This is a genomic window from Sinanaerobacter chloroacetimidivorans (assembly GCF_018128545.1).
Classification (GTDB): domain Bacteria; phylum Bacillota; class Clostridia; order Peptostreptococcales; family Anaerovoracaceae; genus Sinanaerobacter; species Sinanaerobacter chloroacetimidivorans.
The window spans coordinates 114,598-140,121 of sequence record NZ_JAGSND010000007.1 but is presented as its reverse complement, the minus strand read 5'-3'; the positions used below and the strand labels follow the sequence as shown (position 1 = coordinate 140,121).

The 25,524-nt window shown below is 40.7% G+C and carries 28 protein-coding genes and 1 riboswitch; of the genes, 5 read left to right on the top strand and 23 right to left on the bottom strand.

Annotation, left to right across the window (positions count from 1 at the left end; translation table 11 throughout):
- Window positions 1–92: 92 nt before the first annotated feature.
- Complete coding sequence (locus KCX82_RS12040) at window positions 93–1,289, bottom strand: XRE family transcriptional regulator (protein WP_227018716.1); 1,197 nt, start codon at window positions 1,287–1,289, stop codon at window positions 93–95.
- Window positions 1,290–1,507: 218 nt separating this feature from the next.
- Here KCX82_RS12040 and KCX82_RS12035 point away from each other — a divergent pair, with 218 nt between their 5' ends.
- From KCX82_RS12035 to KCX82_RS12020, 4 genes are read left to right on the top strand one after another with little or no spacing between them, the layout of a single operon-like run.
- Window positions 1,508–1,828 (top strand): hypothetical protein, encoded by a 321-nt coding sequence (locus tag KCX82_RS12035; RefSeq protein WP_227018715.1) that lies wholly within the window; start codon window positions 1,508–1,510, stop codon window positions 1,826–1,828.
- Entirely contained in the window at window positions 1,825–2,295 is a 471-nt protein-coding gene (locus KCX82_RS12030) for a hypothetical protein (protein WP_227018714.1), read from the top strand. The genes KCX82_RS12035 and KCX82_RS12030 overlap by 4 nt, the downstream gene beginning before the upstream one ends.
- The gene (locus tag KCX82_RS12025; protein WP_227018713.1) at window positions 2,292–2,783 is read left to right on the top strand and encodes a hypothetical protein; all 492 of its coding nucleotides are present in this window, start codon (window positions 2,292–2,294) and stop codon (window positions 2,781–2,783) included. The genes KCX82_RS12030 and KCX82_RS12025 overlap by 4 nt, the downstream gene beginning before the upstream one ends.
- A 6-nt stretch (window positions 2,784–2,789) precedes the next feature.
- Window positions 2,790–4,358 carry a ubiquitin-activating E1 family protein gene (locus tag KCX82_RS12020; protein WP_227018712.1) on the top strand — a complete coding sequence of 523 codons (1,569 nt, stop codon included), beginning with the start codon at window positions 2,790–2,792 and terminating at the stop codon, window positions 4,356–4,358.
- Between the two features lie 317 nt (window positions 4,359–4,675).
- On the opposite strand, the gene KCX82_RS12015 is transcribed toward KCX82_RS12020, so the two are convergent.
- Together KCX82_RS12015 and KCX82_RS12010 are read right to left on the bottom strand one after the other, a co-directional pair.
- The gene (locus tag KCX82_RS12015) at window positions 4,676–5,194 is read right to left on the bottom strand and encodes a type II toxin-antitoxin system PemK/MazF family toxin (protein WP_227018711.1); all 519 of its coding nucleotides are present in this window, start codon (window positions 5,192–5,194) and stop codon (window positions 4,676–4,678) included.
- A gap of 96 nt (window positions 5,195–5,290) precedes the next feature.
- Complete coding sequence (locus KCX82_RS12010) at window positions 5,291–5,473, bottom strand: hypothetical protein (RefSeq protein ID WP_227018710.1); 183 nt, start codon at window positions 5,471–5,473, stop codon at window positions 5,291–5,293.
- 346 nt (window positions 5,474–5,819) lie between these two features.
- Between KCX82_RS12010 and KCX82_RS12005 the strand changes: the two genes are divergently transcribed.
- Window positions 5,820–6,956 (top strand): IS3 family transposase, encoded by a 1,137-nt coding sequence (locus KCX82_RS12005; protein ID WP_227018709.1) that lies wholly within the window; start codon window positions 5,820–5,822, stop codon window positions 6,954–6,956.
- A 193-nt stretch (window positions 6,957–7,149) separates the two neighbouring features.
- Here KCX82_RS12005 and KCX82_RS12000 read toward each other — a convergent pair whose 3' ends face one another.
- The 20 genes from KCX82_RS12000 to KCX82_RS11905 form a co-directional block, all read right to left on the bottom strand.
- Window positions 7,150–7,863, bottom strand: a complete 714-nt coding sequence (locus KCX82_RS12000) for a Cthe_2314 family HEPN domain-containing protein (protein WP_227018708.1) — start codon at window positions 7,861–7,863, stop codon at window positions 7,150–7,152.
- Between the two features lie 519 nt (window positions 7,864–8,382).
- Window positions 8,383–9,411, bottom strand: coding sequence for an SAVED domain-containing protein (locus KCX82_RS11995; protein WP_227018707.1), 1,029 nt, complete (start codon window positions 9,409–9,411; stop codon window positions 8,383–8,385).
- Window positions 9,412–9,429: 18 nt separating this feature from the next.
- Window positions 9,430–9,912 (bottom strand): Mov34/MPN/PAD-1 family protein, encoded by a 483-nt coding sequence (locus KCX82_RS11990; protein ID WP_227018706.1) that lies wholly within the window; start codon window positions 9,910–9,912, stop codon window positions 9,430–9,432.
- Complete coding sequence (locus tag KCX82_RS11985) at window positions 9,902–11,638, bottom strand: ThiF family adenylyltransferase (protein WP_227018705.1); 1,737 nt, start codon at window positions 11,636–11,638, stop codon at window positions 9,902–9,904. The genes KCX82_RS11990 and KCX82_RS11985 overlap by 11 nt, the downstream gene beginning before the upstream one ends.
- Before the next feature lie 2 nt (window positions 11,639–11,640).
- Window positions 11,641–12,654, bottom strand: a complete 1,014-nt coding sequence (locus tag KCX82_RS11980) for a nucleotidyltransferase domain-containing protein (protein WP_227018704.1) — start codon at window positions 12,652–12,654, stop codon at window positions 11,641–11,643.
- Window positions 12,655–13,018: 364 nt separating this feature from the next.
- Window positions 13,019–13,192, bottom strand: a complete 174-nt coding sequence (locus tag KCX82_RS11975) for a hypothetical protein (RefSeq protein WP_227018703.1) — start codon at window positions 13,190–13,192, stop codon at window positions 13,019–13,021.
- A 43-nt stretch (window positions 13,193–13,235) separates the two neighbouring features.
- Entirely contained in the window at window positions 13,236–14,408 is a 1,173-nt protein-coding gene (locus KCX82_RS11970) for a helix-turn-helix domain-containing protein (RefSeq protein WP_227018702.1), read from the bottom strand.
- A gap of 8 nt (window positions 14,409–14,416) precedes the next feature.
- Window positions 14,417–15,181, bottom strand: coding sequence for a DUF5986 family protein (locus KCX82_RS11965; RefSeq protein WP_227018701.1), 765 nt, complete (start codon window positions 15,179–15,181; stop codon window positions 14,417–14,419).
- Between the two features lie 237 nt (window positions 15,182–15,418).
- A complete protein-coding gene (locus KCX82_RS11960; RefSeq protein ID WP_227018700.1) occupies window positions 15,419–15,997 on the bottom strand; it encodes a hypothetical protein in 579 nt (192 codons plus the stop codon).
- 37 nt (window positions 15,998–16,034) lie between these two features.
- Window positions 16,035–16,796: a BRO family protein gene (locus tag KCX82_RS11955; RefSeq protein ID WP_227018699.1), complete on the bottom strand. Its 762-nt coding sequence runs from the start codon at window positions 16,794–16,796 to the stop codon at window positions 16,035–16,037.
- 100 nt (window positions 16,797–16,896) lie between these two features.
- Window positions 16,897–18,546: a recombinase family protein gene (locus KCX82_RS11950; RefSeq protein WP_227018698.1), complete on the bottom strand. Its 1,650-nt coding sequence runs from the start codon at window positions 18,544–18,546 to the stop codon at window positions 16,897–16,899.
- On the bottom strand, window positions 18,527–19,315 hold the full coding sequence (locus KCX82_RS11945) for a recombinase family protein (RefSeq protein WP_319633351.1): 789 nt from the start codon (window positions 19,313–19,315) through the stop codon (window positions 18,527–18,529). The genes KCX82_RS11950 and KCX82_RS11945 overlap by 20 nt, the downstream gene beginning before the upstream one ends.
- An 82-nt stretch (window positions 19,316–19,397) precedes the next feature.
- A complete protein-coding gene (locus KCX82_RS11940) occupies window positions 19,398–20,972 on the bottom strand; it encodes a recombinase family protein (RefSeq protein WP_227018697.1) in 1,575 nt (524 codons plus the stop codon).
- 83 nt (window positions 20,973–21,055) lie between these two features.
- On the bottom strand, window positions 21,056–21,223 hold the full coding sequence (locus KCX82_RS11935) for a hypothetical protein (RefSeq protein ID WP_227018696.1): 168 nt from the start codon (window positions 21,221–21,223) through the stop codon (window positions 21,056–21,058).
- Between the two features lie 20 nt (window positions 21,224–21,243).
- On the bottom strand, window positions 21,244–21,609 hold the full coding sequence (locus tag KCX82_RS11930; protein WP_227018695.1) for a type II toxin-antitoxin system PemK/MazF family toxin: 366 nt from the start codon (window positions 21,607–21,609) through the stop codon (window positions 21,244–21,246).
- Window positions 21,610–22,234: 625 nt separating this feature from the next.
- Complete coding sequence (locus KCX82_RS11925) at window positions 22,235–22,684, bottom strand: sigma-70 RNA polymerase sigma factor region 4 domain-containing protein (protein ID WP_227018694.1); 450 nt, start codon at window positions 22,682–22,684, stop codon at window positions 22,235–22,237.
- A 365-nt stretch (window positions 22,685–23,049) separates the two neighbouring features.
- A riboswitch (cyclic di-GMP riboswitch) is annotated at window positions 23,050–23,144 on the bottom strand.
- Between the two features lie 436 nt (window positions 23,145–23,580).
- Window positions 23,581–23,751, bottom strand: coding sequence for a helix-turn-helix domain-containing protein (locus tag KCX82_RS11920; protein ID WP_465250653.1), 171 nt, complete (start codon window positions 23,749–23,751; stop codon window positions 23,581–23,583).
- A 348-nt stretch (window positions 23,752–24,099) separates the two neighbouring features.
- Complete coding sequence (locus KCX82_RS11915) at window positions 24,100–24,516, bottom strand: arsenate reductase ArsC (RefSeq protein WP_227018693.1); 417 nt, start codon at window positions 24,514–24,516, stop codon at window positions 24,100–24,102.
- 13 nt (window positions 24,517–24,529) lie between these two features.
- Window positions 24,530–24,982: an arsenate reductase ArsC gene (locus KCX82_RS11910; protein WP_227018692.1), complete on the bottom strand. Its 453-nt coding sequence runs from the start codon at window positions 24,980–24,982 to the stop codon at window positions 24,530–24,532.
- A 139-nt stretch (window positions 24,983–25,121) separates the two neighbouring features.
- Entirely contained in the window at window positions 25,122–25,472 is a 351-nt protein-coding gene (locus KCX82_RS11905) for a hypothetical protein (RefSeq protein ID WP_227018691.1), read from the bottom strand.
- Between the last annotated feature and the right edge of the window lie 52 nt (window positions 25,473–25,524).

Here is a 25,524-nt window from a genome sequence, read left to right as displayed (position 1 = left end):
AGTCGAACTCTTACCATATCTATTGATATCGGTGCCGGGCAGTAAAGATACTCTTATCGATCACCGTCGAGTAGGTGCCGTATTACAAGACACTATATCGTAATCGAAATTTCATTTTCATAGTTCATCCACGATCCTGCCTCCTGCTTGGCTGCTGCGACACTGATATTCAACAATTCCGCCACCTTGTTTATACTGATTTTATCTCTCAGGTATAATGATTTAATAAGAAATAGGTACTTTTCGTACATTTTCAGCTTCAGATTTTCGCATGGATCTGGTTCAGTTTTAACAAAGCCTTTACTTGTAAGCATTAAGAATATTTTATTTTTTACATCATCATTGATATATCCATATTTATTCAATGCCATGACTAGCGACATCAGACTTACCTGAAATTCCTTTTTTATATAGATAAGGTCACTTATTGAAAATGTGCTATTAAAGTATTTTTCATATCTTCTGATTAAATGCCTGGGCAAAAGGAAATACCCTGCAAAGGCATCCGCCATGGCTTCCTGAATGGTTTTTTTGTTGCCGTAAAATACATTATCTCTTAATTCCTGATAGTATTGACGATGCAAAATCAGATGTCCATATTCATGAGCAATTGTAAATAATTTCCGTTCTTCGGTAATATTTTCACTATTGTTGATGAAAATAAAACATCCTTTTTCAGGGTGGAATGCAGAAATACCAAATATGTTTTCATTGTCGACGGCCTTCATGATGATTCGTATCCCGGCTTCATCTAGGCACTTAACCAAATTGGCGCCAACTTCCTCTTCAGCGCCCATCTTTTTCCGCTGTTCATACGCGATTCTTTCAATTATCTGGTCTAATTCTTTTGGTAGCTTATATTTAAAAAGGCTAAAATCCAATTCTGGGTCATCAACTGAAATATTTTTCGAATTATATTTAATTGTTAAATTGTATTGTTCAGGGATATAGACCAACTGTTCACCCGAAAGATTAATAAGCTCAAAATAATCGTTCATGTCGTTCTCGATCTGAGTCTTAAAAGCATTATCTACATTTTCTTTCGGGTTAGATGCTCTAAACATAAAGCACATTTTATTATGCTCTTCCTCTAAAAAATATTCTAAGGGTTTTTTAAAATATCTTGAAAGTATTGACAGTTTTTCGCTGTCTATTATGCTTTCGCCATTTAGATAATTGGCAAAGGTTTGTCTGGTAACTCCTATCATTTTGGCTAAATCAACGAGTGTATCCGAATTTTCCGCCATAAGAGAATTAATATTCCGGCCAATAATCTCGGACATATTCATATTTAACACCTCCTGTTAATTATATTTTACTCTATGCCATGGTGATATGCAATATAATTGTAATAAATATTTTTAACATTCATATTGACTTTTTGGAATTTCAGTGTAAAAATAAATTAACAATAGATTGTCCAAATAATGGAAAGGAGGGAATGTCTCAAATAATAATATGCTTTCGTCGGGGTATCTCAATATGTAATGTGATTGGAGGTTAAATCATGGAAAATAGTGAAAAAATGATTCAAAACGAACAGAACGATAAAGACAATAAGGATAACGCTAACAATAGTAAAATCCACCTCATCGTGAAGTATGTCGCAGGTGACTACCGTGACAGCTTCAATATTCATCAGAAAATTGAACACGTCTTTGACAAAGCGGTGCAGCACTTTCAAATAGACCGGACTTCTACAGATAAATACGGCTTATTTTATAACGGAGCCTTACTGGAGAATGCGCAGACCATTGGACATTATTCCCTGGCCGATGAGACGAAGTTAATACTCAGTGTCATCCAGTCCGGGGATATTGACGGGTGAAACAGATGCACAAAGATCTGAGCGCCGAGTATTTTAAAAATCAGATGGAACATTTACTGGCAGACGATGAACTGAAGAACGGGGGGATTACCCTCGTCCTTCAGGAAACAGATTTCGCCGTAATTATAATCCCTGTAGGCAAGACTGGCAGGAATATCCACCTGAAAATTGAAAATATTAACTTCGATCTCGATCCGCTTCACTTTTACTTTGTGGATCCAGTTAATTTTAAGAATTTGCCGCCCGAGTTATATCCAGTTGGTAGCGGAATAGCCGACGGCCACGATATGCTTCCTAATCCGGTCATCTGTATTAGCAGCACATATTCTTATCATACCCATCCAAGCCATCGAAATAGCCCATTTGACAAATACCGGAATAACTTTATATTAGCTGGCCAGATAAAGAACATCAAACAACATATCGATAATGTCTGGACGATCCCGGAAGGGGGATGTTTATCATGATGGCCGGATCATTGTTCTTCCGAGAAATCAGCGTTCCAAGAAGAATCACAACCGCAACGGAAGAGTTCTCTAGAAAAAAAGGAAAAGAAGGCTTCGAAGCAAGGGTCTATTGGATTGGAACCAGACAATTTAATAACACGGCTTCCATTACAAGAGTTTTCATGCCAAGGCAGCTGGCTAGAAAAACCATCTTCGGCGTGTCGGTGGAAATACCAGAAGAAGGCAATCTTGAACTTATTGAAAGCCTTAAAAAAGGTGAACTCGCATTGGTCAAGCTCCATACCCATCCAAGGGAGGCATACTTATCAGAAACCGATATAGCGAATCCCTTTTTCCGGCATGAAGGTGCGATTTCAATCGTCGTTCCGAATTTTTGCCGGAACCCTCTATCGGATCTAACTGGATGCAGTGTCAATGTTTTCAATAACGGCCAATGGTGTTCGCTCAGTAAAAAGCAAATAATAACGTTGTTTCGGGTCGGGGGGTGAGTTTTCATGGACGAGAAGCATAATTTTTTCGAGAAATTGAATGTTGGGAACAACATTGCAACTATAATTGATGATGTCAGAGTCGGCATTCAGATGGATGACAACTTAGCAGAAAACCATTACGGGCAGATCTTGCTAGTGGTTGCCACTAACCTGCTTGCAAGGATTTATACAAACATCGCGCTCTCACTCCCCGAAAAAACCGTCGTCATGCAATACAGCGGAGAAACTGTACAACTGGACTCCTATATAAGGAGCATCGCTATAGATTCAAGAGAGGGCGGCGAGGATAAAATTATGCTCTCGAATGATCTGACAGGATGCGCGGCAGTCATATCTATCGGAAACATTGATGTACCGGTCTATTCGGCAGCAATGGTATATATTGCTGCCAACGGCTGGCTTGCGGGCATTTCTCCAACGCCGCTAGAGATGGGCGACATAGGCGATAAAAATCCCTGCGGGGCTGTGGCTGCCGCTTGTTTGGGAGTAGCGGAAATAGTCAAGTTGACTTTTGATGGAAAGCTTTCAAAGCCTGTCAGAATGCTTGACGGTCCGCTGGTGTTCTCGACGCTGGATTATAGAAACAACACCCCGAACCCGCTAAATCCATCTATTGACAGCTTAAATATCGAAAGCACAGTATTATTTGGATCCGGTTCGGTGGGGTCGTCACTGCTGTATACAATGAGTTTTTTACATGATGTTACAGGAACTCTCCATATCGTTGATACTGATATGGAGGTCGAATCAAGAAATCTGCTGCGTTATGGCTATCTGACAGTCAGTGATATCGCCAAGTTCAAAGGAAAAGATAAGGTGACATGGGCGCAAGAAAAACTTGCAAAAGACTGTCCGACCCTCGTGGTCAAACCATTCCTGAGTAGTGTAAAAGACTATACAAATCAATTCGGACCTTACAATCCAACGAAACTTGCTATATCAACGGTCGATAGTGTCCCTGCAAGAAGAGACATTACCGATTTTCTGGCCAGAAGGACAATTAATGCGGGTACCGGGGATGTAAGATTCACAATTTCAAGACATGGTTTTCACGATGGACAGGCCTGCCTTTATTGCCTGTACCTTGATCTTGCAAATCCTCCTGCGAATAAATATACGCAATATGCGGAAATGACCAAACTTCAAGTTTTCCGGATTTATGAACTTCTCGAGGATAATGGGGTATTGACGGAAAATGACTTTGAGCTTATGCTCAGAAATAATATCGTCTTGCCGGGCATGAAAGAAAAAATAATAGGGAAACCACTTCTGTCGTTCATTCACGAAAGGTTCTATGGTGAAATGCAAATCAAACAAGCAAACGGTGCTAGCGAAAGAATGATCACTCTCGCATATATAACTGTTATGACAGGTTGCCTTCTTTTTGCAGAGATGATAAAGGAACTTTCAGGACTGAGCTCCGCTTGGGTAGGCACATTGTATGAACAGGATATGCTTATGCTTCCAAACGAAATGACACAGCACAGGGATCCAAATGAGAACGGACTATGCCTCTGTCAAAACACATTTCGAAGAATGGTATATCAGGAGAAATATTCAAAGCTACAATAGATATCGTCAGAACAAATCTTTAAAAGCTCAAATGTGAGTGGGTGCTTCCTTCAGTCTATTGGGATTAACGGCGAATCCAATCTTTGTTGGCGCATTTTTGCTTTTTCCTGCAAAATAGTAAAAGGTAGGTTTAAACCTACCTTTTACCTACCCGAATGGGTATAGCATTTTTTATTTGACCCGCTAGGGGTATAGTTATTATTTGACGGCTTACCACATTTTATGCACTAACATAATTAATTGAACATAAAAATAAAAAATATTCTTTCTTTAGTAAGCTTAATCATAGTATCATATCCACAGTTTATTGTCAAACACTATTTCGCAAATGTGAATAGCTGTTTTAGCTTATTATCTAATTCCGTCAATTGTTCCGCATTAATTTTCGCAATACTATCACTTTTTATTTTTGGTTTAATAATTCGTAATTTCGAGATTGCTCGGATTTGTAGCGGCATTGCATATGATTCCTTTTGCTCCCAAGGTATAATTTTACCTAAGTAAACTTCTGAATGATGCAAACTTTCTTTTGTCTTTCCATGGCTTAAAGATGATAGTGGCATAATAACAATTGTTTTAGATTCAGGATTATTATTGTTTTCCATCACAATGCAATAATGAGATCCGCCTATTTCACTGCCAACATTGAACCCAAAATGCACATGTAATATTGTTCCCCTCTTATACGGAATCAATCTTTGAGGTGAAAAGCTCTGCTCAAACCTAAGGTATTTAGACCAAACGGCTAACCATTCCGACATTATTGACGTTACCTTAACTCCTCTATTCCTGATTATGGACTCAAATGTCATAAGGCTTTTTTTGAATTCACTCATATCATTTACCACCTCAATTACTTTTTAATCTAATCGTCACTATGGGTGGCACCGAGCTCACATCCTTCCTTTTTCATTATAAGCCATAATATTCCATCATTCAACAAAAATGGTCAACGCATCCGAGAATAAAAAGTAACCATAAAGTAATATCTCATTTGAAAATTTGCATACTATTCGCTTAGGTACCGATTTGCTTCCACCACTTTTTGCAAAGGTCACATTGCCATTCTCCTTGTCATGGCTTCTGTGAACATAGCCAGCTTCAATCTTACTCATAACCGTGTAGTTCTTTGGATTATTGCTCCAAAACGGTTTTTTCTTATGTCCAAGTCCGGATAAACAAGGAGGTAGATCCGCATTCAGCCTTCGATTTATTTCAGAAAAAGACAATGTTATGATTTTTTCCTTTATATTTGCTAGATATTTATATAGTGGTTCATACTATAGCCTTGCACGCGTCCACCTCCGCTTCGTTTTAATTTTCGATCATATCTTTCAGGGGTCTATTTTAACGACTCGAGAAACTGCAATTGATGACATTATACGCCCTTGATGACTTCATTTCCTATCCATACAATTCTAATTATATCTATATTTTTTTAAATGAAGGAGGAATTGAATCATGAAACTTAGCAAAGAAGAAAAGTATCAATTGGTCCAAAGATATCTCAACGGTGGGTTGGCAACGGATATTTGTATGGAAGCAGGAATTGCCAGAAGCACATTCTATGATTGGATTAGACCATACAAAGTAGCAAACTCCGACGTTGAATATGCTGTAAGTGCAAGCGAATCTGCTAAAATGAAGCAGTATATAACAAAGCTCGAGCAAAAGATAGAGGTGCTGCAAAAAGTAAATTGTACTGTGTCCGCTCCATTGAAAGAGAAACTGCACGCGCTGGCTCAGCTTCATGGTCAATACCGTGTCCATGTACTTTGTGAAGCACTGAATGTGGACAGAGGCACCTTTTACAATCATATCTTTCGGAGCAAAAAAGATAATAACAGTTACCAATTTCGCAGAAATCAGTTAAGCGAATTGATTCGTCAGGTATATGAAGAGAATGATCAAATCTACGGAGCAAAAAAAATTAGAGCAGTTTTGTCGGAACGAGGCGTAGCAGTGAGTGACAAAATGGTCGCCGAATTAATGCAGGAAATGAATCTGCACAGTATTCGGAATTACGCAAAACAGGATTACTTACAATTCAAAGAGAAAAAAAAGACTGATCATCTGAAAATGCGGTTTTCTGTCCATGCTCCCAATCAGGTTTGGGTCAGCGATGTTACTTACTATAAGCATGAATCAAGATTTCAATACATCTGTGCCATCATAGATTTATATGCAAGAAAGGTCGTTGCCCATAAGATTTCGCAGAAACACAGCTCGCAGCTCATCACAGCTACGTTTAAGCAAGCTTACTCTTCTCGCAGACCTGAAGCCGGATTGATTTTTCATAGCGATCGCGGTGTTCAATATACGTCACATGCATTTCAAAATTTGCTCAAAAACTGTGGTGTAATACAATCCTTTTCTCCATCAGGGAGGCCGCAGCACAATGCGGTCATGGAGTCATTTTTTTCAACGATGAAGAGAGAAGAGCTTTACAGAACCAACTATCATTCATTAAACGAATTGAAAGAACGGGTTGAGCGGTTTATCAACCGTTATAATAACGAACGTCCGCATATAACTTTGAATTATAAAACGCCAAATGCGCATGAACGCTTGTTTTTCAAGAAGCAGGAGAAACAATAAAATTGGACACAGGTGTTCAAAAGTCGTATTTTTTGGTTTTTAAGTTCTGAAATTTTACTGCTTTCTCAAAATGAGCTCGGACGGTTCAAACTATGCAAAATGCTCAAACCCTTTGTTTATAAGGATTTGAGCATAAGAAAAACGGTATGATTCTGGACATTCCGAAAAAAATGTTCAGATTACATACCGTCGTTCATATTCCATCTAAAATATCTTTGATATATTGGGAAACAGCCACATAGTCCTCAATTATTCTCTTAAGAAGAAAAATCGGATGATGTTTTAAGTTCAAATCATAATCACTCATTACAGCAACATTCGGAGAATTTCTATGCGTCATTTGATTGCGAAGAACATTGCAAAAATTGTGATTGCCTTTCCATTCACCCTCGCAATCGATATCATTAACCTGTCCTAAATATTCGTATATTTCTGTTGCTTTCGTTTTAAATTTATCACAATGTTTTAATTTAGGATCAAATATCTGCTTGTAATACACCTTTTCTTTTGGAAGGTCAATGTTGTAAAAGAGTCTATACAACTGTGCCAACATATCCCATAAGCTTAAAGTTCTAAATAATGCATTCTCAATATAGTAAAAAGCAAGTATCTCCTTATCTGATTCTGTTTTTATCAAGCTAAAATCTTTTTGTATCGACTCGGCATATGCGTACTTTATAGCTTTATTAAAAGACAGTTTAGTTTTCCAGTCTAGGTCCCTCAAGGTATCATAAATTGTTTTATACTGCATCAACTTTCCGAAAGGAGCTTCACAATCATTCGCAGAAATAACGCCAAATAAAAATTTGTCTTCACCAATCATCAACTGAAAGCGACTAGGATTGTAGTTTACTTTTGATAATTGACTTTTGAAATAGTTTTTTTCCTTCTTGCTGGTAACATTCATTTCTGTCCCCTCAATAGTTAATTTTATTTAATTAAATCTTCCCATTATTACTATAGCACCAAACCGCTGGCGCAGTGGTTTTCACAAGTAAATACATTTTTCTAAATCTGCTGGAAATACGGCAGATTTTGACTTTCTCCGCTACAATGGAATTATCATTTTCAAAGGATATGATTCCATGACAAATGAAGAAGTTATTTAAGCGAGCTAATGAGGAGTTCGCATTGCGAGTTCTATCCCCATATACTGCGCATGAGTACATCAGCGCGTTTCGCCTCTTTCACCGCCATTATGAAAACCGTCCCATTGAGATCATGGGCGAAGCGGAGATCTGCGATTTTTTGCTCTACCAGATCAGCCTTGTCGCGTTTATCAATGGAAGATACATTGCCAAGGTTATCAATGTATTCAGGTGCTCTCGAAGTTACCTAAGCCATTCGCCCAAACAATTTTTGCTTCACAATCACCGTTGGAAAACGCGCTTACTTTTACTTCTGCTTGGATTCTAACAGTTCTTGCTCATCCCTTATTCGGTTGATTTATATTAGTAACCAAAGCATTTTCAGCCTTTTCATTAATACAAATCCCCCAAGGATAAGCACACCTTTCGTAATGATAAACAACTAATACCGGGTCATGCTGCGCACTAAAGGCTTGTCCTAAGAAGAATGTAAATGCAACAGATGATGATATAGCAATATGAATTTTCTTAATTCCGTATTTTTTAACGCAGTTTCTTATTCCAAGCATGATAGTATTCCTAAAGTTCTCAGCTTGAAAGTAACTTGTAATACTATCAAAGGATAAAATACTGCTTTCAAAAGTAATAACATGTCTATTTCCAGGGTTAAGCGAAGTCAAATCACTATCTTTAATCTCAAGTGAAGTCGAAATAGCTACAACCAATTCCGCCGACTGTACGGATTCATTCTTTTCTACAACTCTAATTGTTGAGTATGTATTGTCATGGTTCCACTCATCGAACAATGAGTCATTTGAACGTATCTTATGAAGTAACATTATATTGTTCTGATCACCCATCTGGAAACCTAACCTGAAAATTAGAGGCGTATGCGCAATTCCATAATAGCATAGTTTCGATGAATTTCTTTTTTTCATGATTTCTGCAGCAATTTGATCCTGAAAATTAATAGCATTTACATATGAATTTGGTTCTTTCATTGTTTCACATAGATTGATGTCCATCTTCTTAACATAATACTTTTTTAAAACATCTTCGTTGACCAAAGCAATATCCGGTACAAATGAGCGGTGTTTGACTAGAATAAGCTTAGGCCGGTAAAATAATAACACAATAGCTAACAAAGTTAAAATTATAAATATATATCGGTATTCCTTCGCAACTACTGAAACAGTGGGAAAGAAAGTAACCAAAGTGTTATAAGCCGCCGCCACGTCATATATTTCAATTTTCTCAAGCTGCGAAGCTAAATTCATACCGATTAAATCAATTAGTAAAAGAATCATTACTAATGCTATCTTAATTGATTTGGGTATTTTTATTATAATTTCACGTATTCTATCCATAAATTCACCCCCGTGGTATTAAGGTTGTATTTGCGCCATTCTAACAATTTTATCATCGAATACTGTCCATACTCCTAATTGCTCAGTACCGACGATAAGGAAGAATAGCCATTCCGAATTATGATTTCTTTTCGATATTCTTATCCAGTTTTGTGCATCAATATTAGAAGGTTGTGGTGATCGTTGGTTATGCGTATGCCACTCGCCAAGATAGGTTTTAGTATACTGAGACTCTTCCCAAAGCCTATCCATTATTTCTTGATGACCATACGCCGCACGTTTATAAAAACAAGGCAAACATATATCTCTCTTTTGAGGTTCAGTAAAATCAGTTAGCGTTATTTGGGTTCTGGCAGGCTCAATGATGCCAGCGATAATCCCTCCACGTTCGATTCTAAAGGTATGCTTTTCTTTATATGAAGCCAGCGCCTCATAAACATCAGAATTTATTGAGAAAACAATCAAGTCGTTATAATGATAATCCATATATTTATTTCCCATCATTTTGACTACAAATCTTACAATGCGGATTTGTAGCTGCGTCCATGTTAATAAAACCCTTTTCTTTGTTCAGCATGTACCAATTAGATAATAAAAATCCATTTGATACCAACTTTTCCGATGACCCAATCCAAGATGACAAAGTATTCTTTGTCAGGTCACCATTCAAAATATCAATCGCCTTTCTTACCGCCAATAGAGCTGTCTGTTGAGAATCAAGACAATTATATGGAACAAAGGCACTACTGCATCCAGACAGATTTTTTTTAAAACTTTGTCCAGGAGCAACAAAACTTCCGCGAAAGTGTACGATATCACTTGATATTTGATCGGTATAGAAACATTGTAAACAAGAATTCCTTTCTAGATTGATCGAAACAACATGTCCGCCTATACCATAAGGCTCATTGAAACAACATATACAGGGGACCTCCAACGCGTTTTCTTCTATTATTCTATTAATTTCTAGATTAATAGTCGGTTCTCCAAGTGCAGATATTATCAAATCATAATCCTTCAACCTGCTTATATCAGAAATAAAAGTTAACGCATTCCTATCGACATAGTTTAACGAATCGACATCGGCATATGGATATTTCTCTTCTAGGTAGGCTTTAACTAGATCCGCTTTATATCTATATTTTGAGGGATTTATTGAATCGAAACCAAGCAGGTGCCTATGGATGTTCTCAGGTTTCAATATGTCATTGTCTAATATGTCAATGTTCATGATACCGGCTTGACAGAGATTACTTGCAATATAGCCTCCAACCGAGCCACACCCAAGCAGTAGAATTTTTTTATCTCTTAAAGTGGCCGTCGCGCCACTGCGCATTGTTAAATATGTGTAATCAATTCGCTCAATATACGCGTTCTCAACCTTAGATGCTATTGAGTTTTCAATTTTATTATATTTTGAGTTATTAAATTCAACCCGAAATCCAAATAATATATCTCCTTCTGTAGCCGGATAGATTAATAAGACATACCTCACAGAATGTTTGACTTTTTTTTCAAGAAATTTTCGGAACTGATTTTTGACTGATGAAGTAGTGTTATTAATGATATATCTTCTGATAATATTCCACTTAAACTGTTTGGATAGAGGTATCATACTGCTACCATTTCTTATCCGTACCATAATGCAGGTTCTCTCAAATGTTTCCTTATCAATTGCTAATCCAAAAATATTGGAAATTATCCTTTCAGCTTCTAACTTCGTGTCCGCAATCACGCTTACACCATTTGAAATAACCATTGGGCATTCTCTGTACTTAATTCCATATGTATCAAGACATGAATATGCCTTTTTTTGACGAACAGAAAGCCAGTAGGAGTCAAATTCTCTGCAAACTTCGCTGTTATATTCTTTACTCCCCGGTCGAATGTTTAATATTTTGATTGCTTGATCAAAACAATCAATTAATAACTGATCGGCCATTCCTTTTTTTATTAATATTGCACTTGTATCAAAGAGACATACTTTTCCGTCAGAACCAACATGTGCTCGATAGCGGTTGTTGTCCTTAATAAAGAAATCCGGTAAAATTAAAGGAAAGTGAGGAGGGAACCCAATTGATATTTCTATCCTTTCGGTACCCCCCAGTAATATACTACCTGTAAATAGCGCTATATACTTTTCCTCAATGATTGTAATATCTGAAAAGATAACGCCGCGCTTTTCATTAAGATTTTGAACAATCGATATTATTTCATCTTTTATCATGCTCATTTTATCGCGGATTCAGATGTTCCGACCATGCTTTTATCTACCGTTACCGGGAAATCCTCACCAAAGACATCAACTAATATGGTGCAGGCATCTACTCGTTTTTCTTTTGTTTTAACTTCATTCAGTTTAGACAACATAGTATTAAGCTTTTGATAGAAGCTCTCCATTTGTTTTTCTGTCATTTTTTCAAAGAGATTATTGTAAGGTTCAACTGGAAGGCTTGTTGAAATAGTATGATACCATGCATTTTCTTCGCTATTCCATGTTAGAGAAAAAGCATTTTTTACTGAGGATACAAAGTTATATAACGCGTCAAAATCGTCGTATGTATATTTTTGTGTTGACCAATCATATGTTTTACTTACAGGGAACAGATTATATGCAAGTATCGTGAGGCTTATTCCTGTTGGAGCTCCGTTGCCATTTGACGAAAATTGATGTGTTCTCCATTTTTTGATGTAACGTATTACTCGGCGGAACTGCGCTGCATCATCCCCACTGAATTTCCCTTTAATGATATCAATAAGCCCTTGTGGATCGGACAGTTCCCATTTTTTGTTTTCGCTACTTGAAAATTCTTTCCCTTTAGCAATATATAACTTGCCATCGTCATTATTTGCAGCATAAATTGCAAAATCAACATGGAACAATGACTCACCATTATTTTGATATGCAACAGTTATGCATGAACGGCGAATTTCTACACTTTTTGTATGCCCGTCAAGAGCATCACGTACCCATTTTTTTGGTACAATAGGATCAGTATAATCGTTTTTATTAATACTAAATTTTAGACCAACATCGATATCATAATCCTCATTTTCAGGAACGATACCTGTACCCATTGCATAACTTCCTTGGTTGAATGTCGAATACGTAGCTGCATCATCAGAGATGTTATCTTTCAGCTTTTTCAGAAGAATATCTCTTTTTTCACGAAGAGTAACGTTTTCATCTTCTAACTTGATTTTGTCATGAAAGTCCAAAAATTCTTTCTGTAAATTAATCACCTTTTCCCACCTCACTTAATTATTAAAAATTGAATTAACTAAAAATATACTATATCGGAACATTTGTTCTGATGCAATTTATTTTCAAAAACACGGTTACTGCTGCCTGCTTTTAATAGTATATAGTTTTTACAAAATAACTTTGGGAATTAAAAAAATCATTGGAACATCAACCCATTTCCTTTTAAATTCATCGTAAGTAAGTGGACTGAGCATTCTTTCCCAGTACTATTTCTCTGCAATCATAATGAACAAATGTGACAAATTGCGTTTCTCCAACTGATTTGATAAAGGGCTGTATATAGAAAACAGCGGCTGATATTTGCACACTCAAATAAGTTCATAATATCAACCACTGTTCGGGTCACTTTTCTTTCCTGATTCCTTTAAAAGGTGTCCCACTCTGTTTAACATCCATAAACTTTCCAGTGTTAGCGTCTCGCTTGACCCATTGCTCAGTGCGTGGGTTATAGGTCTGAGATCGATCCCTTACAGCACCTTTTCGGGCATTGTCGCCGGTTGGAGGATTTGTCGCCATTACCTCGCCTCCTTTCATTTTTATTTTTTAACATTCTTATCTATTATTTATTTCTCTTTATAATTAAAGGACTTATATCTATAATCTTACTCGGTGTTAGTGTGCCTCTGGGAAGATTTAGTAGATATTCAATCTCTTCCGGTTCAATGCTAAGCTCATACTCCGATGACAATTCGTCCATAAAATCCTTTGGAGTAAATACATCTTCTTGTAGTAGCATTAATACCGATGATTTCAAGAGAGAAGGGCTTGCTGTCATAAGGACATCATCCAATGGTTCCTCTTTTCGTTGACCTCTCCGCTGCATAATTCGTATAAGTGTCTGATATTCATCCATTGTAATGATCCCCAACTTCTGAGATCGTCTTATCATTGCTGCAATAGAAACTTTCCACTTCTTCTTGAGTTGCTTGTAATATGCTATTGTTTGAGGGCCTCTTAGTGCATCTTGTTTAAAAGGCTCTGCGGGCAATAAGAAAGCGGCGGCAAATTCATTTGCTTCGCGTTCTCTTTCTTTAAAATCTTCTTTTGAAATATCTTCTATCTCCTCACTCCATTCGTGCAAACAGATATGTCCAAGCTCGTGAGCAATATCAAAATGAACCCTAGCAGCCGATGTTTTATTATTAGAATATGCGATTAAATATGTCGTTTTTTCATTACACTCAACTAATTCGCTAAAAGCATCAACATCATCTGTACTTGTACTAAAGGTCGTGACTAAAATACCGTGTTGCTCAACTACGTTTACTAGATTATCGATGGGAGCTTGGCCAATGTTCCAAGCTTCTCTGAGAGCCTTAGCCGTTTCTTCAGGCGAAATGGTTGCTGACAGATTTAGCGGTTCATATTCAGGAAATTCAACATAATCATGAAGTAACGCGAACACCTGAGATAAGAACTCCATCTTTACCATTTGTTCACTACGATATTTTTTATTTGTGGTCAATAAAGACCTGAAATATATTGTCCCGGATATAGGGGAAGTAGCATGTTCATAAAAGTACTTTGCGGGGAACGCTAATTCATGAGCTAAACGCTTTACGACGTCATCATCCGCTGGCTGGCTCTTACCAATTTCATACATTGAAAGAGTTTGGCGCTGGCAATCAACCTTTTCTGCCAACTCAGCAACGGTTAATCCCCTATAAATACGAGCTTTCTTAAGCCGATCTCCATTAAATAGTAAACTCATATATGTTGCTCCTTTACTCATTCTGAATATTAGATTTCTTTTTTATCTAATTTTTCGTCCATTTTTCGTTGAGGTTTATTCTTTTTCCGCTCTGTCGCTTTGGATTTCAGTTTTAATCCTCTGTTTGGATTGTTTGCAGGATCTTCAGGGTTCTCAACCTTTTCTACGATTGAACTCTCACTAACTGTAATATACGTTGACCAGTCCTGTTCACACCCTTGAGCAATATCAAGATTTGGGGTCACTTTAACAGCCTTGATATGTGTTAATTGATATCCCATGGTATCAAAGAGAACCAAAACATGATTCCTAACAATAGCAGCATCGCTTCCTAAATCATGTAGCATGTCTTGTACCAATTCCGCAAGTTTTTCTTCATCAGTGAAATGATGGGGAATAAAAGTAAGTTGCTGCTTATCCGCTAACAGAGCTTTATTAAACTGCGTTGCCAACATGTCAACATAGTGCATATGTAGCCGACTGCGCTGCTTTCTCTGGAGTTCTGAGAAGCGTTTTTCACGCATAAATGTGAAAATGCACCCGGTAGTTTTTTCGAATATTATCAGCATTTGCCACGGGCCTCGATGAGCAGTCGCAATTGTGCATTCCTCGGTCTTCAATGTCTTATAGAGTTTCGTATTTAATAAGTCCCAAATTCGTGAAGGGACACTGTTCATCGTTCGGAGGTCATTGCTTTGAATATCCTCACGAATATCGTCTCCAACAGCGTCTTCGACGCAACGAACCATCTTACGGATCAGACCCAAAGGAAAATTCATGTCATTTGTATGCATTCTACACCTCCCAAAATACTTATGACATAATAATAGGCTTTTCGCATAATTTTGTCAAGCATGTTTTTTTACAATTATTATAAAAGCGGTCTCAATTGTACTTACTGCAAATATTCCTTGCATAAGGAAACACAAAAAATTTAATGACGGTATATGTTTAAGTATCCTATTCAATCAGATTGCTTCATTTTATATATATGTATCCGGCAGGGATCTGCCGATGAAAAACATCAGCCATCAGTAGCTTTGCTTCATCTCAAAGCTACCGCTTTGTTCTTGGGCATCTTTTGCAGATGTGATATTGACATACTCACCTATGATGCAGAGCGCCTCACCATAGCTGCTGCATGACGTGATGCGATCCCGCATTTCCGTTGCCTGCTCAGCAAGACCGTTTTCTTTCAATGTTCGGGAAGCAATACCCATCAGGTTAAAAATATTGCCGTCCTGTCCAATCAGCGGACAGTCAGGCTTTTCCTTCTGTATCAGCTTCTCATCCATATTCACACCCAATTGATTGGGAAGATAATCGCTGAGCCACGTGCTGCCGAATTGACAGTGAGAGGCAAGGCGCCACATCGCCAGCTTGCCCATATCCAGGTCCACTCCATCCATATGAAACAGCAGATTCGTGCGGCCGTCATGCTCGGACACTGAAACATTCTGGAAGGCAGATCCATTTCGCAGGATGCCCTGTTCGGTAAGCAGACCGTTAATGCCGTCGACCCACTCATTCAAATCACCTCCGCAGCCCTGAATGACCAAGCCTTCTATATCCTTCATTGTGCGGAGTTCCTCCGCCGTTATTTTTTTCATAGCAGCACCTCCATTCGTTTTAATACATCCGTGGATCTTACTCATTGCGGCTCCGTTCCGGTTTTTCGTCCCCATTTTTGATTGCCAGCCGTTGCCGAATTCGTTTCATCAGGTACAGCCTACCTTTGGGTGTAAAGAGCATATAAACGCCGCCGTGTTTGCCGTTTGTATATTCCTTCAACTCCGCGTATCCCGAATTGACCATGAATGCATAGGGAATTAAGAGCTTTTTGTGCGTCCGGTAAGCAAACTTCATTTCCACCAACAGATAAGTAAACAGTTTTTCGGGTAGATTCAGTTCCTTGGCGGTCTGCCGGATGTTGGTAAGGACAGCGGTATCAACTAAGGCGTTAAAATAATCCGCCTTGGGCTGCATTTCCGCGAGCCGATCCTCAACCTGCCTGATCTGGTGGAATAGCTTGGCGGCGCTATCTGGATTGCTAAGGATGTCATTCAGTGTTTGCAGCGCAATGTATGCGCCGTGCTTACGTATGGCGGGCAGAACGATTTCAACCACCCACTTTTCAAAGCGTTCGGCGGACGGCAACTTGCTCCGTAAAATGAGTCGGTACAGGTTGCCCTCGGTAATAAATTTTGTCCGCTGTTTTCTCCCCAAGCTGTCGGTGAGGTGGTAAAACGCCACCCCATCTTTTTTGCAATGCTGTTTCAGCGCATTGGTTGCGTCGGAATATCCCAATGCCTTTGCCGCGTCGTTTCCGCAGAACATGATTTTCTCATTCGGATCAATCATCGTTCGGATTTTCCCGAACTCCTGGTTTTTAAATATTTGCAGTTCCATATTCCTCCCTCTTCTCTACGGAACAAAAAACAGAACCGTACTGGTTCTGCCTTCTGATTACTTTTTTTAGCTGGTTGATTGCTTTTCTGGTTATTTCCCCCTATGCCGCCCGTTTCAGCTTGCGCACTTTTGTATCAATGATTTGTCTGTACTCCTGCCCCCATTTGAATGTGATAAGGAGAGTATTTTCATCCATGACCTGAATGGTGTCGATAAGCTGGCGGACAAGGATGTCGTCATACTCGCTTTTCTCCGGTTCCTGAAGGAGTAGCTCTGTGATTTCATCCACCCTGTGTTGGATTGAGTCTTCTGTACTGTTGGTCTGCCTGTATTGCACCAGCATTTCGTGAAGATCTTTGATTTCATCCGACATTGCCTTCAGACGTGCCTCGTTTTGGCCTACCGTGTTGCTGCTGACGCTTTCCGAAATCAGTTCCATCGTAGCGGCTTTCAACTCTGCAATACGCTGTTCGATCTGTTCCACATTAATAGTTCCGCTTGCCTTTTCCCGCATGGTACGTTCCAAGTGTGAGGTTAGCACGGGGATCAGCATCTGACGGTCATTGCGGGTGGATGTGATCGCCTTCATAATTGCGGCGCGAAGGCTTTCCTCATCCACAGTGACCGAGTCCTTGCAGTATTTGGTTCCGTAATCTAAGCGGCTAAGGCACCGCCATACGGCTTGTTTCTCACCATTTCTTTTGGTCCAGACGACACGGCGATATGGAGTTTTGCATTCTCCGCAGATCAGGATTTCGCTGAGCGCGTTGCCGCTGTACTTACCCTGCTCGGTGATGCTGTTTTTGGATACTTTCTTCTTGCAGGACCGCCTTGACTGCTCCTGTTGTGCGCGTTCATAGATTTCGCGGCTGACAATAGAAGTATGGTTATTTTTGATGTAAACCTTGGGAAGCTCACCGTTGTTTTTCTTGACCTTTTTGCTGATGGGGTCGGTGACATAGGTCTTTTGCAGGATCACATCACCGCAGTAACGCTCATTTTGAAGAATTCCCCTAAGAGTTCCATCCGTCCATGCACTTTTTTTCGTCTGAGTCGGGACGCCTTCATCATTGAGCTCCTCGGCGATCTTCTGCACGCTTTTGCCTGCAAGGTAGCCCGTGAAAATCCGTTTGACGATTTCCGCTTCTTCGGGGATGACCTCAGGCTGATCGTCAGCTCCCCGCCGGTAAGCATAGATCCTTTTATATTGAAAAGATACCTTCCCCTCCTGCATCGCCATACGCTTTCCCATCTTGACATTTCCGGAGAGGGAGTTGAGCTCCTCCTGGGCGAGGCTGGCGAGGATGGTCAACACCACCTCGCTGTTTTCCTCCAGGGTGTTGATATTTTCTTTCTCAAATAAGACACCGATACCCATTGCCTTAAGCTTTCTCACATAACCGATGCTGTCCAGGGTATTTCTCGCAAAGCGGCTGATGGACTTGGTGATGATCAAGTCGATTTTGCCCATTTTGCAGTGGCGGTACATCCGCATAAAATCAGGGCGTTTCTCTGCCGACGCTCCGCTTAGCCCCTCGTCGGCGTATGTACCCGCTAATGTCCACTCCGGTGTGCGCATGATGAGGTCAGTATAGTAAGCTTTCTGTGCACGGAAGCTTGTAAGCTGTTCTTCGAAGTCGGTGGATACGCGGCTGTAAGATGCGACCCGAAGCTGCCTGTTTCTTTTTCCAAGCATGGACGAGGACGTTTTGGGCGGTATAATAATGATTTCACGATTCGCTACGCTCATTGCCGTTCACTCCTTTCGCTATGACTTTTCCGTTTTTGAGTATCAGAGCCTCCGCTTCGCAGTATGAGACCTTGATTTCCGCTGCTATTTCAAGAATCAGCTTGATATTGAATCCTTGGGGCGCTTGCCGGAGTCTTCGCATCAGTTCCCTATTATTGTGCCAAGGTGTGTCGAAGGAAGCGTACCGCAGGGAGGCAAGCTCCAGAATTTTGGCTTTGAGTTCATCCTCTTTGATTTTTTCCGCTTTCAGCATTTGGTCGATTTCATTTTTCAGCCGGATGGTTTCGAGGGAGATTGGGTTGTCCTCACCGGCATTGTCACCGACATCCGCAAACTGGAGATTTCCTATGAGGTGGCGCCAGAGGACTTCGATGCTCTCCATCAGGATCTCGTCGGTGATGGTCATGCCGATGTGCTTTAAACCCTCTTCGCAGTACCAGCGTTCCTCCCCGTTTTTTTTGACTCTGCGTCTTACGGGTTTCCCGCAAACTGAGCACACCAGCAAGGGCTTGATGGCTTTGATATCCTTTGATTCCGTGTGGGTGTAGGGCTTCTGAACCATTTTTGCCGCCTGGCAGAGTTCCTCCTCTACGATCAGGGGATATTTCCCCACCCCGAGATAATTCTGATTCTGCAGGATCCTCGCCACCATGTTTTTGTTCCATGCGGGTTTTTCTGGGATATACCGGATGCCCTCCTCGGTCAGGCTTTCGGCGATTGCCTTGTAGGACAGCCCTTCGGCGTAGCTCCGGTAGATGCGGCGGATCACTTCGGTCTCCGCATCATTCGTCATAACCCTGCCGTCTTCTATCTTGTAGCCGTAGGGTAAGGTTCTGTTTTGCGGCATAAATTCACAACCTTTCTGTCAGCCGAAGACCACCCAGTAAAATAAAATCAATGGTATCGCTGTTACTGTCACCGACGATGATACTTTCCACCATGTCGCCCAGCAGGACCGCGTCCATTTCGGTGATATGGTCGGGGCTGCTTTCTATGATATCAATTAGTTCCTCTGTTTTATCGATCAAGTCTCCCGTTTCATCATCCTCCAGCAGACGGGCCTTGGCGAGTTTGAGGCTGCGGATCTTGCGGTTTAGCTCATCGGATTGAGATATAAAAAGAGCAGAATCGAGGATGCCTTTGGACAGTAGTCCGTTCATCACATGATTCTGCTCTGAGAGCTCCGCTATTTGTTTGTTGATGGTGCTGATTTCGAGATTCCCTCTAGCTTTCATTTCCCTCAGCTTTTCGAGTTGAGAGCGCATCGGCAGGAGGATGTCTGTGTAATTTCGTTTCAGCTTGTTATACAGTCTTATAAAGGCGCTGTATATCACTTCCTCGTTGATTTGTTTTGAAGAGCACAGGTTTTTATCCTGATCATGAACTCTGCATGACCAATAAGTTTTTCCTCTGGTGACCATGCGCCGGTAGGTTGCTCCGCACTCTCCGCACTTGATTTTCAGGCTGAGTGGATATTGGCCGTATCGGATGGCATTGTGCTCCCCGGTACGTTCCCGAAGCAGTATGTTTGCCAGTTCAAACTGGATGGGGCTGACGATTGGCTCATGGCAATTCTTTACATAGTATTGCGGCAGCTCGCCGTTGTTTTTACATTCGCGGTACGGAAGAGCATCTTCGTTGTACTTCTTTTGCAGGAGCATGTCTCCGATGTACCGCTCGTTTTTAATTATGATGGAGATTGCCTGATGCCGCCACTTTGCTTTGCCGTCCTTGCGGGGAATGCCGCCTGCGGTAAGCCCATTGGCAATTTCTGAGAGGCCGCGCCCGGCAATATATTCCGAGAAAATTCTCTGGACTGTTCGGGCTTCCGGCTCGTATGCTTCAAGCTGCTTATCCACCATGCGGTAGCCGTATGCCGGATTGGCTGATACATAGTTGCCGCTGCGCATTCGCATGCGTACGCCCTTTTTACAGTTTTTCGAGATACTCAGCGATTCTTCCTGCGCAAACAGGGCGTAGAGGGTAAGTAAGTTTTCGCTGGTAATATTTGCGGTGTCGATGTTCTCCTTTTCAAAAAAGACCGTCACGCCGATTTCCTTGAGCTCCCGGATGACGCGGATGGTATCCATTGTATTGCGGGCAAACCGGCTGGTTGATTTGGTGATGATACGGTCAATTTTTCCCCGGTGGCAGTCCTGGATCATGCGGTTGAAGTCTTCCCGTTTTTCGATGGATACCCCAGTCGTACCCTCGTCGGCATAAACCTCTATAAACTGCCAGCTTTCGTTTTTCTCGATCAGCTTGGTGTAATACCGTACTTGCGCGGAAAATGAATTGAGCTGATCGTCGGAGTCGCTGCTTACGCGGGCATACCCTGCTACGTTCAGTTTGGCGGGTTCCATCGCAGCAGTGGCCTTGATCCTGATAATTTCACGCTGCGGGTGGCCTAGTGCGCTCGAGCCCACAGTTTCCAACGTGTTCATAGTTTCCGCCTCCTTTCTTAGCACAACACCTTACCACAATGAGAGTTCAAAAGCTATCCCCAATATTACCAAAGATAAATTGGCTGGATCCCATATTCTGAGGCGATGCGCTGTGTGCTGATATCCGCCTCTTCCCTGCTGATTTTTCCGGCGTCCAACAGAAATTTCACCATCTCTAATATCTGTGAAAACTGATTGAAAGTCAGGCTTTCCTGTGCTGCTGTCTTCTGCATCTTTTTCCCTCCGCTTCAAGTTAATAAAGCACCGGTTCAAGCCCGACGCTGATTGCTAACGCTTCATTTATTTCTGCCATTTTCCGTTCATTGATTTTGCCGGCATAATTCAGCAGACGTTCCCGGTCAAGAGTGCGGATCTGCTCCAGCAGGGCATAGGAACTCTTGTAAAGGCCACTCCCACAACCGATGAACACGTGGGTGGGAAGCAGTTTCTTGGGCCTGCCGGTAATGGCGGCGGCGATAACGGTGGGGCTGTAGCGGTTGCCGATGTTGTTTTGCAAAATGAGCACCGGACGGACGCCGCCCTGTTCAGAGCCAATTACAGGATTCAAATCGGCATAATAAACATCGCCGCGGCAGATGGATCGGGTTTCTCTGTACATATTCGCACCTCCTTTGATTGTTTGCTTAATGACACAAAAATGGGGACCGTCCTGCTATGGTTTGATTTGTCCCTTTGGGCAGAACGATCCCCGTGGCTTCTGACATTAAGTTTTTTCTTCTGTGCTTTATTCGACACTACTCCCCAAGCACAAAGAGCCGCAGGTTTACCGGGCTCACAGGGCAGCGACGTGAACAGCGGCTAGCTTAACCGCTTCATGGGAATCTCACCCCCGCCAGGATCTCTGGCGGCTGCCCTCATTGCGTGTTCCCCCTGCCGAGGGGGGCTGTGACTGGACAGAAGTATCAATATAGGCTGACGGGGTCGTTGCGAGACAGGCTGGCCACAGTATGTTTTTCGGGCGGATGGGGGCCGCTTTGCACCTTGTTTGGCCGTCTTTTATAAAAGATTGGAGAGAAGGAACAAACAATTTCCAATGGCTTCGTATTTCTTCCGTTCTTTTACAGGTGGTCCTGGCGCATCCTCCGATGTCGCTTTCCGTTTTAGGGTCCGTCAGCTAACGTATTCAGGTCGCTGGATATGAAGTTATCAAGGAGCGCGAGGGGGAAATGAAAAACCCCCTCACTTAATTAGCCGTTGAGTGAGGGGGCTGCACGGAAAAATTTCTACTTTTCCATAAGTTTTTTTAACTTGCCAAGGATTTTGACCTTTCTGTCATGAAGAGTCATATTGGGAATCCCTGTTTCCGCCGACAGCTCGCGCTCGCTCTTGCCTTTGAAAAACAATTCGGCGATCAGCTCCTGATCTTCCAGATCAAGTAGTTTTATGCAATATAGCATTTTCTCAATCATTACGGCCTTGGCGACAACGTCCTCAACGCTTTCGGCTTCGTCGGCAAATTGCTTATTTTCCTCTATAAGCCGTTCATATGAATCTTCTCTGCTGGGCAGATATGTAACGGTTCCTTTGACGTAGTCAAACTGACATTTCCCAACCTTTAAATCATATTGCTGATATCTTATCTTCCGGTCGCTCTGCAGCAAAAAATCTACAATTTCTTTGCTTAAGCCAGGGTATTCTTCCTGATAATTTGTCTTTTTATAAAACTTAGCCATAAGCTTGTCCTCCATTTCGTGATTTTTGAAATCTGAAAATGAAGGACAAGCGGAGGAGCACGGCAGCCCGTTGAGTCAGAATTTTTATTTTGGGGACATAAAAAGCCCGTAATTTTCCAATAGGAAATTACGGGCTTTATAATGTCCGAATCGTTAATGGATTGATTTATACGATTAATGCAATGACGATTATGTGGAACGCCTTTATTTCAAGCCTCTTCCAGCCGCCTCTACTCTAAACCCCATTATGCCCTCTCTTATACCGGCAAAAACGCAAGAGACATCTGGATCAATAAACGGCTTTATAGCTATGAATTGAGCTATAAAACTGCCTTACAGGCAGGAATATTGAAAATTGAATCCGGTTCGGCAGCCAGGCTATCATAGTACTGCAACCAGCAATACCTTAGATCCTATAGCTTTGCGCCGCTGTCTTTTGACAGTTTTGCCTTTATCGCGCGTTATTTATATTTGTATTCTCCGGTCAAGCTATTGAATGAGCGCCTCACCACCTCCCGAAATTCCGACATAAATAATATTTAAGTTTGATGTTATCCCATTATATTTTTTTAATTTGCTTGTTATTGTCATATTGTGTCGCAATGTTGATAATTAAGGCATTGTTGTAATAATTCACTATATTCTGACGCTCCTTTTGCTGCATAATCAAAAATCAAAAGTCGTAATCATACTTACAAAATAATAACCGAGCATATTCCTCGTACCCGGTTAAATTACATAATTGTATATCGTTTTTTTGTTCTTTTCTGAGGATAAAATCTCTTAAGGTAAGAGTTTATCCTTCAAGGTTCATGGCCCCTCCCATGGTTCAGGAAAAGGGCATGCCTAATTCCTGGCGGGAGGATAATTTAGCAAAGGCTCAGTCGGAATCATTTCTAAGTCAAATAAAACATGTTACTTCTCTTACCCCCGTTTTCCAGCCATCTTTGTTCCTTTCGCAGCCGACCGCTTTTTTCAAGATCAGCAAGAGCGCGTTTAACAGTACTTCGGGACAGCTTCAGATCTCTGGCAATGGTACCTATCGCCGGATAGCATTTACCGTCCATATCTGCGTGAAAATAATTAGATTTTTGTTGAAAAAAAATAAAACGGCCGCAATTTGTTCATAGCAAATTGCGGCCTTACTGCCGGTAATGATTATTAAATAATATGAAAGAAAAGCATTCGAATGCTTTTCTTTATTTTAATCCTATTAGGTTAATATTTCGCTAAATTCGGAATGCCAGGTAATAAGATACGGAATACCCTGTAGGGGATCTAAAAGAAACCGAGCCCTATGAGGCGATCGGTGTATTGGTGTTTGCCATGGGGGCACTGCGTTCTGAATTTGAAGATTAATATATTTATTTTACAATATATACGGAGCACGACGCCACTCGCACTATTAAACCCATTTATAAAATCTGTTTTTCTATTATCTTTTGTCTCAATTCTTTTATTTTTAATTCAATTATTGCTATGACCTTCCTAAATTCCTCATCACTTTTCCCAGTCGGATCATCCAGTCCCCAATCCTCCCGGTATCTGCTGGGCAGCCAGGGGCACTCCACATTACACCCCATAGTGATTACGACATCAACTTCAGGGATGTCTGTTATGAGTTTCGAATATTGTGTCTTCTCCATATCGATCCCGTATATATCTTTAATCAACCTTACTGCATCCTGATTGATCTGAGGCTTGGTCTCTGTCCCTGCAGAATAGCTTTCAAACACATCGGAAGTAAAGTGCTTTCCGAGGGCTTCCGCTATCTGACTTCTACAAGAATTATGAACACATATAAAGGCTACTTTAGGTTTATTCTCACTCATATTAATCCTCCTCTTAATTGCGCGTTTCGGCACTGGTATCTAAATCTTTGAATTCATTTATCAGTGAAACTACTAGATCTTTTATCTTATCTCTTAATGCTCTGATTTGGATAAGTTTTTCCTCATCCGTTCCGACAAACTCACTTGGATCAGGCAGATTCCAATTTAATACCCGAAGAGTCAACGGGAAAATAGGGCATTTTTGTCCACTTTCCGTATCACATACCTTAACAATCATATTATATTTTCTACCCTCTTTATAGAAGTCAAAAACAGAGTTTGTTTCATTTCCGGAAATATCATATCCGATTTCACTCATAGCCTTGGCAACTAATTCGTTTAAAGGCGCCGGTTCAAGCCCGGCACTCTCAGCCAGGAAATCCCCTTGCCCCTGTTTATTTAAAAACGCTTCCGCCATTTGGCTTCTTGCCGAATTGTGAACACAAACAAACAAAACTTTAATCATCATTTTTCCCCCAATCCAAATCTATTTTTCAATCTAATTATATAAGGATTTAAGGGCTAGTATATAAAGCGTTTGTTAATTCATTGTTAAAACAATGTTAAGAATCTCATATTCCACCATCGGTTTACCTAATCTAACACTATTCCCTTGTATACATCCGCAGTCTGCGAAGTATAACGTAATTTGCCAACGAATATATTCCGCCAATGCAGACAAAAATGCTGGAATGGAAAGCATTAAATAATATTGTCGATCTATCTGCCCCCATAAATAACGATGTCCAGAATATAGGACAAAAGACACCTATTAATGCAATATTTCGACCAGTTTTTATTTTCCCCCAATAATAAGCTTCATCATTTCTCGGAAGATCTATTTTCTTAACCGTTGGTTTTTTAGTAATTTTATTAACAACCTGCCTTCCAGCTATACAATAGGGGCAATAGCCAAATACGCTCCTGATAAAATTAAATATTTTATGAATATACATATAGCAAACTCTACCTCCCTTTTGAGCATTGAGAAATAGCAAATTCACTTTC